The sequence below is a fragment of the Candidatus Paraluminiphilus aquimaris genome, from assembly GCF_026230195.1.
In the GTDB taxonomy this organism is placed as follows: Bacteria; Pseudomonadota; Gammaproteobacteria; order Pseudomonadales; family Halieaceae; genus Luminiphilus; species Luminiphilus aquimaris.
Genome location: NZ_CP036501.1, coordinates 1,065,713 through 1,083,346, shown reverse-complemented (window position 1 = coordinate 1,083,346; position 17,634 = coordinate 1,065,713). Strand labels below are relative to the sequence as shown.

Genomic DNA, 17,634 nt, shown 5'->3' with positions numbered 1-17,634 from the left:
GCTCCTCGGTGCGTGTCTTCTCCAAGGGCGCGAATGGGCGCCCTTTTTATTGCGGGACTCACCACCTTCCTGATGGGGATAAGCGCCGTTTGGGCAACGGACCTTGAGGTCATTCAAGCGGGTGTCACATCGCCTACGCTCATAGATGTGCGAACCGAGAAGGAATTCGGTGCGGGGGCGCTCAATGGTGCTCTTAACCACCCACTTCAGGGGTTACCCGATTCCCTTCTCAAGTCCGGTGTCGCTCTGGATGACGAGGTCATTGTTTACTGCAGAAGCGGACGACGCTCTGCGCAAGCTAAAACGCGGCTAAAAGCCGCTGGCTTTCAACGCGTCTTTGATGGCGGCGCCATGGAGAACCTTGAAGACGCGCTCGGGGAGCCAAACTCCTAGCGCTACCGGCAACACCAGGTCAGGAACTCAAAGAGCTGAGAACCTCATCGACCTTTTCTTTCGATAAGCGATCGTCACCCGCTGCATAGGTCTCGGCCATGGCACTGTAAAACTTGGCATTCACAAGGTTAGCCTCACCGCAGTCTCTGGTCGCAACGGCCTTTCCGGGCACGCCTGCAATGATCGTGTTGTCGGGAAACTCACTGCCCTCCGTGACAATAGTGTGCCCCGCGACAATGCAGTTATTGCCGATTTTTGCCCCATCCATGATCGTCGCGTTAATACCGATTAAGCAGCGATCACCTATCGTGCAGCCATGAAGGGTTGCATGATGCGTAATAGAGCACTCTTCCCCAACAATCGTTGGCGAGGCCGCACCGACATGGATCATGACAAAATCTTGGATGTTGGTTCGTGCACCAATGCGAATCTCATACGTTTCAGCACGTGTCACAACGTTGGGCCATACCGAGGCTCCAGGGCCAATATAGACCTTCCCATATAACCACGCCGATTCATGGATGTAGGCTGGGTTATCGAGGGTGACATTTTTGCTGATGTGGCCCATTGTTGGCTCCTCTTAGATAGGCTTCGAATACGGCTTCGAGTCTACTCATTGGCTAGCGAGGAATACAGTCCGAAACCTATGTCTGAAGGAACCCCATCAACAAATCGTCTTGCGCTGGTATATGGGATGGCGGCAGTTGGCCTATGGAGCACCATGGCCACGGCGTTTAAATGGGCGTTGGAGTTCAGCTCCCCTATGCAGCTCATTACGCTTGCCGCGACGGTATCGTGGTTGTTCTTTGCTGCGCGGCTTGTGTCCCGAGGAACGCTTTTGAGTTTCACCGCCCTTTCGAGGCGTTCGCTCCTACGGTGTTTTAGCTTAGGCTTCCTCAACCCCACCCTCTTTTACTGGGTATTGTTCAGCGCTTATGACCTGCTACCTGCGCAGGACGCGATGGCGATCAACTACACTTGGGGACTCACGCTTCCGCTTATCGCATCGTGCTTTTCACGCAGTCTTCCGTCAGGAAAGGAGGCAGCGCTGGCGCTCTTAAGCTATCTTGGCATTCTAATTATTGTCACAGACGGCAACCTCGCATCGTTCGAATTTGAGAACGTAACGGGCGTGTTACTGGCCATCGGATCGACGGTGCTGTGGGGGCTGTCATGGGTCATCAATACCCGAACCGTCGAGCACGAGAGGATGGATCCTGAGGTGGCCTTGCTACTCAACTTCTCGATGGCGGTCCCGATACTTTGGGCGATATTAGCGGCAACTGCGAGCCTACCCGATATGAACGTGGGCACCCTCATGGGCGGTCTTTATGTGGGTCTTTTTGAAATGGGCCTCGCTTTCGTGCTCTGGATGAACGCCATGCAGCTCACAGACAAGCCCATTAGGGTCAGCAGCCTCATCTTCCTCGCACCACCTTTATCGCTTGTCTTCATCGCGACAGTGCTCGGTGAGCCGGTCGCTACGAGCACGCTTGCCGGGCTATTGCTTATTTTGGCAGGGCTGGTCGGTCAGCAGGCGCTCAATCGCCCTAAATAACATCTAACTCTTTGAGTCTCTGCTGAAGATACGCATTTGCAGTGTATCGGTCTGACAAAACGACATCGGGCCGGGGGTGCAGAAAAAGTGGCAAGGACATGCGTCCGCGGCGCAGATCTTCAGTCTTGGTGGCAGCAACACGGTGGGTCGTCGAACGCAGGTAACCGCCCGTGGCCTCCTGGAGCATATCGCCAATATTTACGACAACCTGAGAGGGCCGGTTGACGACTTCAATCCACTTCCCGTCCTGCAGTTGAAGCTCCAAGCCAGGACCGTCTGACGCGGGCAGAATAGTCAGCAAATTAATGTCTTCATGCGCCGCCGCGCGAGGAAGTGCCGAACCATCAGGCACGGGCGGGTAATGCAGGACGCGCAACATCGACTGTGCGCTCTCTTGAATCATCTCCTCTAAGGGCATCGAGAGTGACTCAGCGACCTTTTGAGGAAGGTGGGATGCAACCCACTGAAGCAAGGTAGCGGAAAAACGAACGCAATCTTGAAAATGATCGCTTAGGTCTTCCTTTAGGTGCTCAGGGCATCGCCCCCAGTCATAGAATTGAAAGTACTCTTTGTGATCTCTCAATACCTGGCCTTTCGCACTCTCGGCTTGCTCAAGTGTTACGTAGCCATCTTGATTCTTTGGATCCATAACGAACTGTGAACCAACACCCGCGGCAAAGTAGTCACGCCAACTCGTGTAGATACGGTCCACTCGGACCATATCCAGCGGATGGTTCACGAGGGTCGCGAATCCGAACGTCCTCAAGCTGTCGAAAAACGACTGACTGGCGCCCTCCTTATTGAAGTCGATCAGCGGTAACTCTGAGGGTGTCTGTGTGTTCATACTCAACCGGCAGCCCCCGGTAGTGACAGGAAAAACCCAGCCAGCGCTGCATTCATTAGATTCGCCAAGGTGGCAGCGATAAGTGCTCGAACACCTAATCGTGAAATATCGTCTCGCCGAGAAGGCGCCAACGCACCCAGACCGCCCAGCAATATGGCAATGGACGAGAGATTTGCGAAACCGCAGAGCGCAAAAATAACGATAGCTTGTGAAATGGGCGACATCGAAGCGCTGACGTCAGAGTATGCAACATACGCAACAAACTCATTGAGTATCAGCTTCTGACCAATGAGGCTTCCAGCGATGGATGCGTCAGCCCAGGGCACACCCAAAAGCCACGCGACAGGACTCAGGAGAAAGCCAAGAATCATCTCTAAGGTTACTTCGCCGAAACCCACGTAAGCACCGAAGTACTGCAGTATGCCGTTTACAAGCGCTATCAGGGCGACAAAAGCGATGAGCATCGCGGCAATTGCCGCCGCCATACGCAAGCCATCGAGCGCCCCAGTCGCCGCCGCATCGATGAGATTAACGTAACGTGGCGTCGTCGATGTATCACCCACTTTGGGCACAATCGGATTATCTGTCTCTGGCTCGATGAGCTTGGCCATCATTAGACCACCGGGTGCCGCCATGAAGCTCGCTGTAACTAGGTACTCCAACGGTATCCCCAGGGCGACGTAACCGGCCATAACCGAGCCTGCGATTGTCGAGAGCCCGCCTACCATCACGGCAAATAATTCGGAGCGCGTCATCGTTGGAATAAACGGCTTCACCACCAAAGGCGCTTCGGCCTGACCCACAAAAATATTGGCTGCGGCTGACATCGATTCGGCATGACTCGTCCCGAGCAGTCGCCGTAAGCCACCACCCAAAAACCGAACAATCCACATCATGACCCCAAGGTGATACATCACCGCTATGAAAGCACTGAAGAACACCACCACGGGCAGGACATTTACGGCAAACACAAAACCGATAGGACCGTCATAGGCTGCTAATTGACCGAACATAAAATCAATGCCGGCGCGGGAATAGCTCAATAATGCCCCGGTCGCATCAGCGGCTGCACTAAGCGCCCGATTTCCCCACGAGGTGAATAGCGCTAAGCCGCCAATCGCAAACTGAATAACAAATGCAATGCCAACAGTCCGCCAGGCAATGTGTTCCCGACTGGAGGAGACTGTATAGGCGAAAGCCACGATGACCAGCATGCCGAAAACGCTGTGCATAAGACGCCCCGAAAAATTGGAAGGCGTAACCATACCGAGAAACGGAGGGTCGTCCAAACTTAATATTACAATTTACTTATCGAGAGCGACTCGGCCAATGAGCGGCGTAAATGCTGCGGCCACAGGCTGGTGTGTGACGACCTAAGTCATTAAATCAGATTATGAGATCAGGTTTTTTATGCTGGCCGTTCACTTACTGGCAAAACGGAAAAGGCGAGTAAATATGTCGTTACCACGCTCACATAACAGGCCCCACGAAGGGGGTGCCCATGCGCGCGCTTACAGCGAGTCCATGAAGGCGGGGACGTAAACACCTGCCTGCGCCGACCGCGTTACAAATATTCCGGGCTTTCTCATGGTCGATGATAGACCTCGCTCAGTGACGAGCGTTATCACGACCAGCGCGATCAGCGTGGGCACAAGTCCCTTACCTCTCGAAACCTTTCGCAAACTGTCCTTCAAACCATGGACCCTACAGAATAAAACATGACGGAGATCACCACAGAAAAGGTGAATGCCGTGCTTGCAAAGTTTAACCATCCTGAATTCGTGCTGTTCATGTTACCTCCTTGTTAACGTAGACAAGCATCATTTGGTTTATATGTTACCTATTTCTACATTAAAGGTAACAAAAATTAATGTAAGTTTTGCCTTATATTAATTTTTAAATAAAAACACATAACTTTTAGGAATATCTAAGCCTCCCTCACAAAACTTACAGACAAAAAAAAGGCACCCGAAGGTGCCTTTTCATTCAGTGGGTAATTAGAAGTTGTAACTAAACCCTACCCGAATCTCCCAGAGCGACGCTCCGCCAATACGCGACTCGGTACGACCCGCATCGATGTCTTCCTGTGTGACGCCATACGGGAAGTTAGGCTTGTAGAGGACACCCCAGTCATCGTTGAGTAGGTTCGTAAAGTTATCAACAACCACAAAGGCTCGGGCGCTATGCTCGTCGCTAAGCCCAGGCAACTCCTGCGAGATGCGCAGGTCTGCCTTTGTCCAAGAACTACCTCGACGGTTGTTACGCGTTCCAGGCTCCACCAAGACGTGCTCGAGGAAGTCCAGGTAAGGCGTAAAGCCATAGGCCAAGCTTGTACCCTCGAAGCCACCTAGCGTAACGCTGTAGGGCACACCTGAACTTGACTGACCGAACAGCGAGAAGCGGGTGTTGTAACTACCGAACAAATTGACGTTGTAGTTCAGAACCGCCGTAACACGATGCTCTACGTTGTAGTTTGAGGGAGAGAGCACTTCCTCTTCTGGGTCATAGAACGTTCGATTAACGTAGTTAGAAAAAGCCACCGAGGACGTCATGGGGTTGACGTCTTTCGAGTCTACCCACGCATAGCCAAGGCGCATATCCAAACCATTCTCAAAGCTCTTAAAGACGCTCACAGCAACCGACTCAGACTCGTTACCGACGCTGCTATTAGTCAACTCGAATGACGACAGACGAACACTCTCATAAGCGGGGTAGCCGTTTCCAAAGTCATTGGTGCCAACCTGCTCTAAATCACCGTGCTTATAAATTGCCGTGTCTTTGCCACGCGTGATCTGCGCATCGGCGGTGATTAAGTAGCCCGCATCAGTTTCCCACGTAAGGCCCAAGGCATATTTCCACTCTGAAGGCGCTTCGAAGTCTGGGTCAAGATAGACGATCTCAAAGTTACTACCGTCTCCTGCAGCAACCTGAGCCACCTGCTGAGAGGGCACACCGTAGCCGGGACCGCAAACAGGCACACCGGACTCACAAAGCTCGTAGTCTTGCTCAAAGAGATTGATGCCTCTTATTTGTGTCTGCACCGCCGTGGTATTGGTGTTAGAGAACACATTTGAGTACCAGACATTGGGGTTTCCGCCTGAGAAGAGACCTACACCACCACTGAGCGTCATGCTGTCATTCATGTCATAGGTAAAGCCAATACGCGGCATGAGAAGATCGAGCCCGTCCAATGTTGCTGTATTGGGGAAGCCATAGTCCGCCGTAAAGGCCGGGTTCAGGGCTGGCTCATCATCTGATTCGTAATAGTCGTATCGCAGACCATAGGTGAGACGGAAGTCAGGCGTTACCTGCCACTCGTCTTCGATATACGCGGTATTGATGGTGTAACCCCACTCAACTGCCGCATCCATTTCGTTGTTGCTAATCGCATTACCGTAGTAGACACGCGCAGCATTACCCTGTTCAAAGTTATCAATGCCATCGAAACGGATTTCCGTGTCGACGTGCTGATAGAACAGGTTAAAGATATCGGACGTATCACGCTCGTAGCCAAAGGTAATAGCGTGATCACCCCAAACATACGTGCCGCGAGCAACTAACTGCTCAACTTCCCAGTCAAGATCGTTTGCCTGACGGCTGTCGTCTTGACCTAGGTATACATCGACCTCATCAAGTTCGATTCGGAATTCTCCAAAATCCTGCCCAGATACGGAAGCCTGAAGGAAATCGACTTCGTTGTAGGAGTAACGAACTTCAGTCGAGAAGTTTTCGGTCCAATCCGCGTACCAGTTGATGTTATACGTCGTGAGCTCAGCACCGCGCTTATAGAAGTGCTTATCGAACTCGAATTCGTCAAGGTCACCATCAGACGGAGTGAAGTTAAACGAGTCGTTGTACATATAGGTCATCGATAGACGCTGTGTATCCGACGCATACCAGTCCAGCTTCACAAGGTATTTTTCATCGTCAAAGTCGAACGGCTCTGAAACCGTACGGCCTGGCTCGTAGCCATAGACGTCCCGTGCTATCTGCGCAATTCGGTCGAGGTCTGCTTGACTAACAGGCACTTCATTCACAGCACCTGAGCCAATTGCCCCGCGGTTATTGAGGTCAGCCCCCTCGTACTTCTCATAGGCGCCATAGAAGAAAAGCTTATCGGCAATCAGTGCACCGCCGAGCTCGAAGCCATAACGCGTCTCCGAGTAATTCTGCTGAGCGATGCTGTCACCCTCTAGCTTGTCTCCACGCAGCTCATCAGACCCATAATCAAAGAAAGCCGAACCGTAGATGTCGTTTCGACCCGCCTTGGTCACAGCGTTGATGTTACAAGCTGAGAAACCGCCGTAAACAACACTCATGGGCGCCATCTCAACGGCCACACTTGAAATGGCATCGTAAGGGAAAGGCATGCGCTGAGTAGGGTAGCCGTTTGAGTTCAGACCAAACCCGTCGTTTAACCGAACACCATCGACAGTAAGGCTGTTATAGCGAGGGTTTGCCCCGTTACATTGAACGGCGTCAACACTACCGCGCGACTGATCAACGTAGAGACGCGGATCTTGCTGAATAATGTCGTTAATGTTCCGGTTGATCGCTGGGCTGTCCTGCAGCGCGGCAATATCAAAAATCGCATTGGGTCCTACGGCTGTTTCAGCCAGCACCACTTGCGCGCCCGTAACGATCACTTCCTCAATTGCTGAGAGGTTGTAGTTCAGTACAGCTGCTTGACCAACGGCTAGCGAGACATTTTTTGTCATCGACTTTTGCAGTCCATTGGCCATAACTTCAACATCGTATACGACACCGGCAGGCAGACCTCGGACTGAGTAGCCACCATTAGCATTCGCTTCAACAGTTTTCGAAATACCCGTCGCTTTACTTGTCACAACAATTGTCGCGCCTTCAAGCGGCGAGCCAGATGTATCTATTACAACACCGCGAACCTCAGCGGTGGTTTCCTGAGCGTATGTGGCGGGCGTCGCCACCAATGCAGAGGCCGCTGCAACGGCAATCGTTGCTGCCAGCACCTTCCGCGAAGTTTTGAGTCCTCGAGCAAACATCAGTCGTCTCCTGGGTGGGTTGGGAAATAATTTTGAGCAGGTCGCATGCAATCGCTATGCGATCGCTATTACATTGTTTCTATGTGACGTCTTAATTACAACCCCGGCGCAAACGCAAAATGATAGAGGCGCCTCTTTTTTCGGCCTCGCTACAGAGACACCCCACCGTTTTGAGTTTTTTGCGATCAGTCCAAGGTCATCAACATCGGCTTTTCGAAGGCCACAAGTCGACTCACGTCACCGCGCTCTATTACCCGCACCCAGTCAGGGTTCGCAATCAGCGCACGACCGACAGCCACCAAGTCGAAATCACCGCGCTCGAGCATGTGGTTTAACTTGTCGAGTGATGCAGGTTTTGCCGCTTTGAATCCAACCTCACCCGGATCGGGAATAAAATCGGCATCGAGGCTGACACTTCCCACTGTTATTGTTGGTTTGCCGGTCAATTTCTTGACCCACCCGGCCAAATTCAAATCACTCCCTTCAAATTCCGGCTCCCAAAAGCGACGCTGACTGCAGTGGAAAATATCAACTCCTGCATCAACCAACGGCTCTAAAAAATCAGCCATCGCTGATTCGGTCGTTGCCAATCGTGCCGTGTAGTCCTGCTGCTTCCACTGAGACCAACGAAGAATGATCGGAAAGTCAGGCCCGACTTCAGCACGACAGGCCGCGACGATCTCGGCGACGAAATTACCGCGGTTCGCCATCGAACCACCGTAAGAATCATCCCTCTGGTTTGTACCCTCCCAGAAGAATTGGTCGAGCAGGTAACCGTGAGCACCGTGAATCTCAACCGCATCAAAACCGACCGCCTTGGAGTCGGCGGCGCCTTTGGCGAAGGCGCCAATTACATCGTCAATATCAGCGGCGGACATGACGTGCCGATTAACCTTACCGGGCACGTTCATGCCTGATGGTGCATAACCGTCAATATCGCCCTCAGGGAGCATGCCCTTTTTGCGCATTCCGCCCACGTGCCACAACTGCGGCGCTATTTTACCCCCTTCAGCATGAACCGCGTCGACAACGCGCCTCCAACCTGCCAGTCGCTCTTCCCCGTGAATGTAGGGCACCCCGGGGTAGCCGCTGGCTGCAATGTGATCAACGCAAGTGCCTTCCGTAACGATCAGACCCACGCCACCGGCCGCACGCTTTCGGTAGTACTCGACGTTGGCATCGGTGGGCACATTCTCGGGTGATTGATTCCGCGTCATAGGCGCCATCACCACACGGTTATTAAGATCGAGACCGCCAACGCGCGTTGGGCTCAAAAGGGTGTCATTCGTACTCATAGGTAAACCTGTTTATCGTTTTAATTGATGCGGACTGAAATGCAGCAGGGAGCATAGACCCCCCAACAGACGAAATGCAAAAAATACGCACAAGACCCGTCGAACCTACGTCCGGCTTGAAGGTCGGGCACGGGTCTCCAAGCGACACGAGCTCTTGTAGAGTGGAAGACCCCACAGAGGACTCTTCCATGCGTCACCTTCATTGGTTTAGATCAGACCTGCGACTCAATGATAATCCAGCACTCGCAAGCCATGCCGCGGCTGAGTCTCTGTTGTGTCTTTATCTCATGCCGAAGCCCAAACCTTGGTGCAACCTAACGGGTATTGGCGAGCAGCGAGACCGATTTCTACGCGAATCACTCATCGAGTTGAAGCGAGACTTACAAGACCTCGGACAAGACCTATTGGTACTTGAGGGCTCACCAGAGCTTGTCATTCCGCACTTGGTCGAGCGCTACGGCATCACAGAAGTCAGTGTCAGCGAGCACCCGGGCTGGGAGGAAAAACAGTCGCTCGCTTATTTGACTGGAAAACTCTCCATACCGATTCAAATTTACCGGGGAAACAGTCTCTTCACGCAAAGTGATCTCCCGATGGAGCTCGAGGACTTTCCAAAGGTTTTTTCTCCCTTTCGGCGCAAAGCGGAAAAGCTAAGCGTCCGAGGACCCAAGGCGGCACCGGAACAACTACCCCCGCCGCCCTCAGCGCAATTTGATGCGGTGCCCCCCTCCAGCAATAAGCCCCACCCTGGGTTGCCCATTCCGGGGGGACGGCGGGCGGGTCTCAGGCGGCTAAAGCAGTTTATCTGGGATGATGAGTCAATTACCGAGTACAAGCAGACACGAAATTGTTTAGACGGGTTCGACGGCTCGAGCACTTTTTCCCCTTGGCTCGCAAACGGAAATTTATCGGTGCGTGAGGTGGCGCATCGCATTTTTGACTTTGAGAGACAGCGGGTCAGCAACGAATCGACTTATTGGCTGTTTTTTGAATTGCTGTGGCGAGAATTCTTCTACTGGCGAGCGGAGGTGGATGGTAAATCCATGTTTATGCTCTCAGGTAAGACCGGAAAGCCGAGACGCTCGACGTTTGAACCTCGTAATTTTGCGAGATGGTGCGCTGGCGACACTAACTATCCCATAGTGAATGCCCTTATGCGGCAATTAGTCGCGACGGGGTGGATGAGTAATCGAGGTCGTCAGATTGCGGCCAGCTGCCTGATCAATGAACTCGATGGCGATTGGCGCTTTGGTGCAGCCTTTTTTGAGAAACATTTGATCGACTACGATGTCGGCAGTAACTACGGCAATTGGCAGTACATTGCCGGCGTGGGAAGTGATCCGCGGGGGGGCCGTCACTTCAACTTAAGCAAACAGACCGCAGAGCATGACCCAAGTGGCCTGTTTATCGCGAAATGGGGAGGCGTGAGACCGCATCAACCCGACTTTGTCACCGACGCTGCCGACTGGCCCATTGAAAATGAAAAAGTCTGATCTCCCAACCAAAGTCTGTCCCGTTTGTGATCGTCCGTTTACGTGGCGCGCCAAGTGGAAGCTCAACTGGGAGTCGGTCGTGTACTGCTCGAAGCGCTGCTCTGGGCGGCGCTATACGCTAAAACAAAAAACAAACTAACGAGTTAACACAAGCCTAACAAAAGCAATTGGCGTCAGACCGCTCTCCCACGAGGACTCTGCACTTTAACTCCGCGGCAAAGCGACGTCTTTTGGGCAGGTCCTAAGCTGTGACGCTAGGTCCAATCTGCAATCATTTTATCGGCCCAGCTCACAATCACCTCTCGCTCTTGCGGATCACGCTTGCGCCAGTTCGCCACGACCAGTCCCATGCGAGGATTACTCCCAAACTTATCCATGTGCTTATCGATAAAGCGCCAGTAGAGGCTGTTATAAGGGCAGGCCTCGGGACCGGTTACCTTGGTGGGCTTGTAACGGCACTGTTGACAGTGATTCCCCTGCTTTTGGATGTATTTACCGCTCGCTGCATACGGCTTGCTGGCAATTACCGCGTTATCGCCGTACAGCGCCATCCCCAACGTGTTCGGAAGCTCAACCCACTCGTAGGCATCTACGTAGACTGCGAGGTACCAGTCACAGACCTCCATGACGTCTAAACCCGCCAGTAAAGCAAAGTTTCCGATGACCATGAGTCGTTGGATGTGATGGGCATAGCCATGATCGAGCGACTGCTCGATAGCGCGACTCAGACAGCGCATATCGGTTTTAGCATCCCAGAAGTAAGCAGGAAGCGCCCTGGCTGCGCCAAGGGTATTGCGCTCCTTGTACTCAGGCATCAACAGCCAGTAAATACCTCGAATGTACTCGCGCCATCCAAGGACCTGTCTTATGAAACCCTCCGCAGCCGATAGTGAACACTTACCCTCACGCCATGCTCGCTCAACCCGCTCGCAAACAGGTAAAGGGTCGAGCAGACCCGCATTCAGATACATAGAAATGAGACCATGGAATACCCACGGAGACTCCTCTACCAACGCATCTTGATAAGTACCAAAGTCTCCAAGCGTATTTTCCACGAACCAATCAAATTGACGCTCAGCATCCGTCTTTGTCACAGCAAGACGAAATTGCCGAAGATCTCCCGGATTGTCCGGGAACTTTGCGAGCACCATCTCGATAACTTCTGAGGTCATTGCATCAGGTCTAATGTCAGGTCGATCGGGAATCTCGACTTGGTTGCGCCAACCAACTCGGTTATCCGCGTCGTAATTCCACTTACCACCGGCCGGCTCACTGCCATCCATCAGAATCTGATAACGCTGGCGCATCTTTCGGTAAAAAAACTCCATACGGAGTTGTTTCTTACCCTGCGCCCATTCAGCGAAGTCAGTGTGAGATGCAAGGAAGCGATCATCCTCAAGGAGCGTCACCCTCGTTCCCAGGGTGCGCGGCCAGACATCTTTCATCTGCTCAAGTAACCGATACTCGCCCGGCTCGCAAATCATCACTTCCGACACATCATTGGCGTCTAAGACTTGAGAAACTGCGGCCTCCAAGCTAGACATACCGGCTTCGAACGGCACGTATTCGACGCGAAAACCCAAAGACTCGAGTTCATGCTTAAAGTGGCGCATTGCCGAAAACAGCAACGCTATTTTATGACGGTTGTGGCGAACGTAACTGGCTTCTTCAGCCACCTCGGCCATTAGGATAATGTCGCGCCCCGGAACTGCTGCCCTCAGGGCCGGTTGCTGCGTACTGAGCTGGTCACCAAGGACCAAGATAAGCTTAGAATCATTCATGGGGGGAGTTACGAACTAGCGCCGAACTCAGACCCACAAGAAAATTTAAAAAAGTAGACACAGCTGTTTTTCGACAGCGCCCTCTGCGCCGCGGACTTTTTGTAAAGGCGTTTGTGCCCGCATTGTTCGGCGCTAGATCACGCAACAAGCAATCCGCGGGACACGGCAGCACATAAGAGCCCGCATTGCCTCTCAGTCAGCCCCGCGTCACTCACTCATCAGTACCGAGAGCGATAGGCCTCCAACTCTGCCTTCTGGCGCTATCGCTGAGCCACTATTCGTCAAGCAAGAGCGGAGCTAATCGCTTCCGATGATGCATGGCGTCGCCAAACTGTTGCTGACTCCAAGCGGCGCGACGGATAAACAGCGACGAATCGCACTCCCAGGTAAACCCGAAGCCACCGTGGAACTGCACCGAGCGGTCACCCGCGTATTGGATAGTCTCTGATGCCTGTGCTTTCGCCATTCGGCAAGCGACTTCTGCCTCAGCGCTTAAGGGTCCCTCTCCTACCTCACTCGAGGCGTGGTAAACCAAGGACCGAGACTGCTCCATCCCTACATAAATATCGACGGTCGGGTGCTTCAGCGCCTGGAAAGAGCCAATTAACTTGCCGAACTGCTTCCGCGTTTTGAGATAATCGACAATGCCGTCCAGACAGGCCGACGTCGAGCCAACGGCCTCAGCGGCCGTCAACAGCGCACCAATGAGTAGGTAATCTCTTACCGCCCCTTCGATTTTGGCGCCACTTAATACTCGCCGAGCCTTGATACCCGTAAAATCGATCGTCGCAGCACGCTTGGTTAAATCGATAAGCGCGTGAGCTTCCTGCGCCTGAACAGCGATGTCGTCGCCTGACACCAAAGCCACCACAGGTTCGCTGGCCTCATTGGCGCCGATAACCGCAATCCAAGCCGCTTGCGCTGCATCGGGCACCATAAATTTACTACCCGATAACACGCCTTGCGCATCGACCGACACGCCCGTATTGACCGCCCCCCAATCACCCCGATCGAGATAGGCCACGGTCGCCGCACAACCGCCTGAAATATCCTCGAGGACATCCTCTTCGGCAATGCCGCCGGCCCGCCGAATTAACTCCGCAGCGAGCACAGTTGAAACAAGCGGCGTCCCCATGAGGCCCTTACCCATCGACTCAACAACGGGTATCAGTGCCGCGATGCCCAACCCTGAGCCACCCACCGATTCCGGAAGGTTGATGCCCGTCCAACCCAAATCGACCAACTCCTGCCAAACCGGCTCGGAAAACCCCTGTTCGCTCTCGAGAAACTTTCGCACTTCGCTGCCCGGTGATTTGTCCTTCACAAACTCTCGAGCAACATCGAGCAGCATTCCCTGCTCCTCAGAAAAATTAATTTTTTTGCTTCCAATAACAGCGCTCATGACTCGACCTCCTCAGGACTTGGGTAAGCCGAGCACGTGCTCGCCAATAATGTTGGCTTGAATCTGGGTGGTACCTCCGCCAATCGTTGTTCCGAAGTTCGCGAAGTAGGCTCGTTGCCAGAACCCCCCCATGTAGGCCTTATCGTCATCCATAAACAGGGCTCCCTGGGCTCCCTGCACATGCGCACCCATCATTTTCAAACGGCGTGCGTACTCGGTATGACGGTACTTATTAGACAAGGCTATGCCGAATGGGTAGTCGGTATTCAAGGCTGGTATGCCTGCACGCCGATCGCTAATCGAGTTGGCCTTTGCCTCAATCGCAAGCTTGACGAGCTCATCTCGAATCATTGCATCCTCGAGGATGGGCGCACCGTCGCGCTCGAAATCATGCATGGCATTCATCAAGTCCTCCAGCCCGATCGACTGCATCGAGTGAGCGCTTGCTTGACCCGCTATAACGCCCCGCTCGTACTCGAGCGTTTTCATGGCCATTCGCCAGCCACCGCCCTCGTCTCCCAACAGACAAGACCCTGGAATGCGCGCATCAGTGAAAAAGGTCTCATTGAAGCCGTACTCACCTGTCACTTTTCTGATCGGTCGCGCCTCAACGCCTGCGACTTTCATTGGCGCGAGGAAAAATGACAAGCCATCGTATTTCCGGGCTGTGCTGGTATCGGTTCGGGCCAGCAAAATCATGTGGTCCGCGTAATTGCCAAGCGTTGTCCAGATCTTACTTCCGTTCACAATGAAATCATCGCCGTCTCGAACCGCTCGTGTCTGAACATTACCCAAGTCGGAGCCATGGTCTGGTTCAGAAAACCCCTGACACCAAATCTCTTCACCCGTCAGAATGTTTTTAACATAGCGCTGCCGATCTTCCTCGGTACCGACGTCGAGCAGAAGTGGACCCGTCCAGTTGAGGCCAATGGTATTGAAAATGATGGGCGCGTTATGCGCCGATAGCGCTTTATCAACAATGCCCTGAAAAGCCGGGTCAGCACCTTGCCCTCCAAACTCCGTTGGCCAATGCATCCCCAAAAAGCCCGCACTCCACAGCTTGTGTTGCCAGTCGCGTAGAAAATCTAACTGCTGCTCTGTGCCCACCTCCAAGAATGTTAGCGGTAACAAGAAGCCCGGGTTCTTAGGCACATTTTCCGCCATCCACTTATCGATGTCGGCTTGGAAGTTTTTGAGACTGGTCTCAGCTACGGTCATACTTTTTTCCTTCTTTTATTTTTTACGCGCGTTTTCCAACGTGTGAGCTATTCGAACTATAGCCCGTACTGACGACTCGCCAAATCTCGCATAATCTCCTCGGAGCCACCACCAATCGCATTGACTCTCACCTCTCGGTAGATCCGCTCAACCCGGTTACCGCGCATATACCCAACGCCACCTAAAATCTGCATGGCTTCTCGTGCACAAAACTCCATCACTTCGCTGGCTTGAACCTTCAAAAGTGCGATGTCGCCCGCGTTCGGCTCCCCTGCCTCGATAGCCTCGTAGCACATCCGGATATAAGCCTGTGTGGCGTTTAACTTCTGTTTCATCGTAGCAATCTTGTGGCGAATCACCTGGTGATCCGCCAAACGCTTACCAAAAGTTTGGCGTTCTGTGGCCCAAGCGACCGCCTCTTCCATACACACCCGACCGTAGGCTTCCATGGCGGCCGCCATGCCCATGCGTTCGGCATTAAAGTTCGTCATGATGACTTTAAAGCCCTGGTTCTCTTGGCCAATCAGGTTAGAGACCGGTACGCGGAGTTTGTCAAAGTACAAGGTCGCTGTATCAGATGCCCACCACCCCATTTTTTTATCGAGCGGGGTGCGAGAAAACCCTTGAGCGTCAGTCGGAATAAGTAACATTGAAACGCCCGTTGCACCCTCACCCCCGGTGCGAACTGCGGTGGAGACATAGTTCGCCCGCATGCCCCCCGTAATGTACGTCTTAGACCCATTTACAATGAAGTGATCACCGTCACGCACCGCCGTTGTTCTCAAGTTCGCAACGTCTGACCCACCGCCGGGCTCGGTGATACCCAGGGAAATCCAAGATTCACCGCGCAACACAGGTGGCGCAATTTCGGCCTTCATCTCCTCAGTTCCCCAATTGATAACGGGGGGCAGGCCGATACCGTGCACCATCAGTGACGCAGACAAACCGCCAACACCCACGCGCGATAGCTCTTCATTAATAATCCAGTTGTGCCAGCTGTCGGTTTCCATACCACCGTATTGCTCAGGGTAACCCGCACCAAGGAGACCCACTTCAGCGGCCTTGGGCCATAGTTCAATTGGGATGTGGCCGGCCTCATCCCATTCTTCCGCGTAGGGCATGACCTCTTTGTCGATAAAACGTCGGAGCGCGTCACGCCACGCTAAATGATCTTCGGTCAGATGCGGATTCGGTATTCGTGCAGAGTCAAAGGTGAGGCTCATTGTCTTTTCCAGAACTATTTTTTTTGTCTCGGGAGTTATAGGGGGCTGTGGGGGGCGAGTCAAATCGAATATCGCGTTAGAATGGCATCCGTGAATCAACGGCGTGCGTAGTGTTGTTTGCAACCTGCCTGCGTTGTTGTGTTGGTTTATCACAGGATTTGATATGAGATTCATTGGTGCGTCGAATTTCGACCACAGCACCCAGCCAAAGATCGGCGTTTTACTGACCAACCTGGGTACGCCAGAGGCGCCCACGGCAAAGGCCCTTCGCCCCTATCTGAAGCAGTTCCTATGGGACCCACGAGTTGTGGAGGTTCCCAGGTTGCTCTGGTGGATGATCCTGCACGCCTTCATCTTAACCACGCGTCCCAAAAAATCCGCCGAAGCGTATGCTGAAGTGTGGACAGATCGTGGTTCACCTCTCTTGTATCACCTCGAGGATCAGGTCTCGGGTGTCGCCGAAAGATTAACAAAACAGTGGGGCGATAACGTCGTTGTCAAAGGAGCAATGCGCTACGGACAACCTTCAATAGGGTCACAGATTCAGGCCCTCTTTGAAGAAGGTGTGCAGCAACTGGTTGTGCTCCCGCTTTACCCTCAGTTTGGTGGACCCACAACCGCATCGACTTTTGACGCTTTGTCGGACGAGCTCCAAGGCCAGCGATGGCTTCCTGACCTGCGTTTTGTCAGCTCCTATCACGATCACCCCGAATATATCTCCGCCATCGCAAATAGCATCAGACAGCATTGGGAATCGCATGGGCGAGCAGACAAATTGATCCTGTCATATCACGGTATGCCGAAACGCTACCTGCTAGAGGGCGACCCCTATCACTGTCAGTGTATGAAGACCTCACGCCTGGTCGCCGAGGCCCTTGGGCTTGAAGAAGAGGAATACCTGTCTACCTTTCAGTCTCGCTTTGGCCGCGATGAATGGCTCAAGCCCTACACCGACGAGACGCTCCAGAGTCTCCCGGAGCAAGGCGTTAAATCGCTTCAAATTATCTGCCCCGGCTTCTCAGCAGATTGTTTAGAGACCATTGAAGAAATCGGCATGGAAAACCGTGATTACTTTCTCGAAGCCGGTGGCGAGCGCTACGAATACATTCCCTGCCTCAATGCAACGCCTCAACACATCGACGTTCTAACGCACCTGGTAGGCGAGCAGTTGGTTGGCTGGACGGCCCCTAAATACGACGCCCGCATTACCAAAGAAGAAGCGTGCAAGTTAGGCAGCGAGTAGGGACTGCCCTCACCGTAAGAGCCGTAAGGCCTACCTGCGGCCCCGTGCTCACAATGAGTCACCCCATTTACCGGTCTGTTTAGTTGTTCGGCTACTACAGGCTGAACTCTATCGGTACAGGCAGAACTGTTTCGGGCTTCGCTTAGGCAAGCGCGCCGTGATC

General features: G+C 53.2%; 14 protein-coding genes. 5 read left to right on the top strand and 9 right to left on the bottom strand.

The window, feature by feature from the left end:
* Positions 1-33: 33 nt before the first annotated feature.
* Entirely contained in the window at positions 34-393 is a 360-nt protein-coding gene (locus E0F26_RS05060) for a rhodanese-like domain-containing protein (RefSeq protein WP_279242956.1), read from the top strand.
* Between the two features lie 19 nt (positions 394-412).
* Here the strand turns inward: E0F26_RS05060 and E0F26_RS05055 are convergent, their stop codons facing one another.
* Positions 413-961, bottom strand: coding sequence for a gamma carbonic anhydrase family protein (locus E0F26_RS05055; protein ID WP_279242955.1), 549 nt, complete (start codon positions 959-961; stop codon positions 413-415).
* A 78-nt stretch (positions 962-1,039) separates the two neighbouring features.
* Between E0F26_RS05055 and E0F26_RS05050 the strand changes: the two genes are divergently transcribed.
* The gene (locus tag E0F26_RS05050; RefSeq protein ID WP_279242954.1) at positions 1,040-1,951 is read left to right on the top strand and encodes a DMT family transporter; all 912 of its coding nucleotides are present in this window, start codon (positions 1,040-1,042) and stop codon (positions 1,949-1,951) included.
* Here the strand turns inward: E0F26_RS05050 and E0F26_RS05045 are convergent.
* From E0F26_RS05045 to E0F26_RS05030, 4 genes are all read right to left on the bottom strand, one after another.
* Positions 1,944-2,795 (bottom strand): 2OG-Fe(II) oxygenase family protein, encoded by an 852-nt coding sequence (locus E0F26_RS05045; protein ID WP_279242953.1) that lies wholly within the window; start codon positions 2,793-2,795, stop codon positions 1,944-1,946. The genes E0F26_RS05050 and E0F26_RS05045 overlap by 8 nt on opposite strands.
* A gap of 2 nt (positions 2,796-2,797) precedes the next feature.
* Positions 2,798-4,027, bottom strand: coding sequence for a NupC/NupG family nucleoside CNT transporter (locus E0F26_RS05040; RefSeq protein WP_279242952.1), 1,230 nt, complete (start codon positions 4,025-4,027; stop codon positions 2,798-2,800).
* Positions 4,028-4,792: 765 nt separating this feature from the next.
* The gene (locus E0F26_RS05035; RefSeq protein ID WP_279242951.1) at positions 4,793-7,816 is read right to left on the bottom strand and encodes a TonB-dependent receptor; all 3,024 of its coding nucleotides are present in this window, start codon (positions 7,814-7,816) and stop codon (positions 4,793-4,795) included.
* Between the two features lie 185 nt (positions 7,817-8,001).
* Positions 8,002-9,111 carry an NADH:flavin oxidoreductase gene (locus E0F26_RS05030; RefSeq protein WP_279242950.1) on the bottom strand — a complete coding sequence of 370 codons (1,110 nt, stop codon included), beginning with the start codon at positions 9,109-9,111 and terminating at the stop codon, positions 8,002-8,004.
* A 188-nt stretch (positions 9,112-9,299) separates the two neighbouring features.
* On the opposite strand from E0F26_RS05030, the gene E0F26_RS05025 reads away from it, so the two are divergent.
* Together E0F26_RS05025 and E0F26_RS05020 are read left to right on the top strand one after the other, a co-directional pair.
* Positions 9,300-10,604, top strand: a complete 1,305-nt coding sequence (locus E0F26_RS05025; protein ID WP_279242949.1) for a DASH family cryptochrome — start codon at positions 9,300-9,302, stop codon at positions 10,602-10,604.
* Positions 10,591-10,743, top strand: coding sequence for a DUF2256 domain-containing protein (locus E0F26_RS05020; protein WP_279242948.1), 153 nt, complete (start codon positions 10,591-10,593; stop codon positions 10,741-10,743). The genes E0F26_RS05025 and E0F26_RS05020 overlap by 14 nt, the downstream gene beginning before the upstream one ends.
* A 115-nt stretch (positions 10,744-10,858) precedes the next feature.
* Here the strand turns inward: E0F26_RS05020 and E0F26_RS05015 are convergent, their stop codons facing one another.
* From E0F26_RS05015 to E0F26_RS05000, 4 genes are all read right to left on the bottom strand, one after another.
* A complete protein-coding gene (locus E0F26_RS05015; protein WP_279242947.1) occupies positions 10,859-12,385 on the bottom strand; it encodes a cryptochrome/photolyase family protein in 1,527 nt (508 codons plus the stop codon).
* 274 nt (positions 12,386-12,659) lie between these two features.
* Positions 12,660-13,787: an acyl-CoA dehydrogenase family protein gene (locus E0F26_RS05010; RefSeq protein ID WP_279242946.1), complete on the bottom strand. Its 1,128-nt coding sequence runs from the start codon at positions 13,785-13,787 to the stop codon at positions 12,660-12,662.
* 12 nt (positions 13,788-13,799) lie between these two features.
* Positions 13,800-15,005 carry an acyl-CoA dehydrogenase family protein gene (locus tag E0F26_RS05005; RefSeq protein WP_279242945.1) on the bottom strand — a complete coding sequence of 402 codons (1,206 nt, stop codon included), beginning with the start codon at positions 15,003-15,005 and terminating at the stop codon, positions 13,800-13,802.
* Between the two features lie 56 nt (positions 15,006-15,061).
* Positions 15,062-16,228: an acyl-CoA dehydrogenase family protein gene (locus E0F26_RS05000; RefSeq protein ID WP_279242944.1), complete on the bottom strand. Its 1,167-nt coding sequence runs from the start codon at positions 16,226-16,228 to the stop codon at positions 15,062-15,064.
* A gap of 163 nt (positions 16,229-16,391) precedes the next feature.
* On the opposite strand from E0F26_RS05000, the gene hemH reads away from it, so the two are divergent.
* Complete coding sequence (gene hemH / locus E0F26_RS04995; protein WP_279242943.1) at positions 16,392-17,471, top strand: ferrochelatase; 1,080 nt, start codon at positions 16,392-16,394, stop codon at positions 17,469-17,471.
* Positions 17,472-17,634: the final 163 nt, after the last annotated feature.

Excerpts from the sequence above, each read along its gene's own strand:
- E0F26_RS05060 (WP_279242956.1), top strand. The coding sequence starts at position 34 with ATGGGCGCCCTTTTTATTGCGGGACTCACCACCTTCCTGATGGGGATA.
- E0F26_RS05030 (WP_279242950.1), bottom strand. The coding sequence starts at position 9,111 with ATGAGTACGAATGACACCCTTTTGAGCCCAACGCGCGTTGGCGGTCTC.
- E0F26_RS05020 (WP_279242948.1), top strand. The coding sequence starts at position 10,591 with ATGAAAAAGTCTGATCTCCCAACCAAAGTCTGTCCCGTTTGTGATCGT.
- E0F26_RS05050 (WP_279242954.1), top strand. The coding sequence starts at position 1,040 with ATGTCTGAAGGAACCCCATCAACAAATCGTCTTGCGCTGGTATATGGG.
- E0F26_RS05010 (WP_279242946.1), bottom strand. The coding sequence starts at position 13,787 with ATGAGCGCTGTTATTGGAAGCAAAAAAATTAATTTTTCTGAGGAGCAG.
- E0F26_RS05005 (WP_279242945.1), bottom strand. The coding sequence starts at position 15,005 with ATGACCGTAGCTGAGACCAGTCTCAAAAACTTCCAAGCCGACATCGAT.
- E0F26_RS05025 (WP_279242949.1), top strand. The coding sequence starts at position 9,300 with ATGCGTCACCTTCATTGGTTTAGATCAGACCTGCGACTCAATGATAAT.
- E0F26_RS05045 (WP_279242953.1), bottom strand. The coding sequence starts at position 2,795 with ATGAACACACAGACACCCTCAGAGTTACCGCTGATCGACTTCAATAAG.
- hemH (WP_279242943.1), top strand. The coding sequence starts at position 16,392 with ATGAGATTCATTGGTGCGTCGAATTTCGACCACAGCACCCAGCCAAAG.
- E0F26_RS05055 (WP_279242955.1), bottom strand. The coding sequence starts at position 961 with ATGGGCCACATCAGCAAAAATGTCACCCTCGATAACCCAGCCTACATC.
- E0F26_RS05035 (WP_279242951.1), bottom strand. The coding sequence starts at position 7,816 with ATGTTTGCTCGAGGACTCAAAACTTCGCGGAAGGTGCTGGCAGCAACG.
- E0F26_RS05000 (WP_279242944.1), bottom strand. The coding sequence starts at position 16,228 with ATGAGCCTCACCTTTGACTCTGCACGAATACCGAATCCGCATCTGACC.
- E0F26_RS05040 (WP_279242952.1), bottom strand. The coding sequence starts at position 4,027 with ATGCACAGCGTTTTCGGCATGCTGGTCATCGTGGCTTTCGCCTATACA.
- E0F26_RS05015 (WP_279242947.1), bottom strand. The coding sequence starts at position 12,385 with ATGAATGATTCTAAGCTTATCTTGGTCCTTGGTGACCAGCTCAGTACG.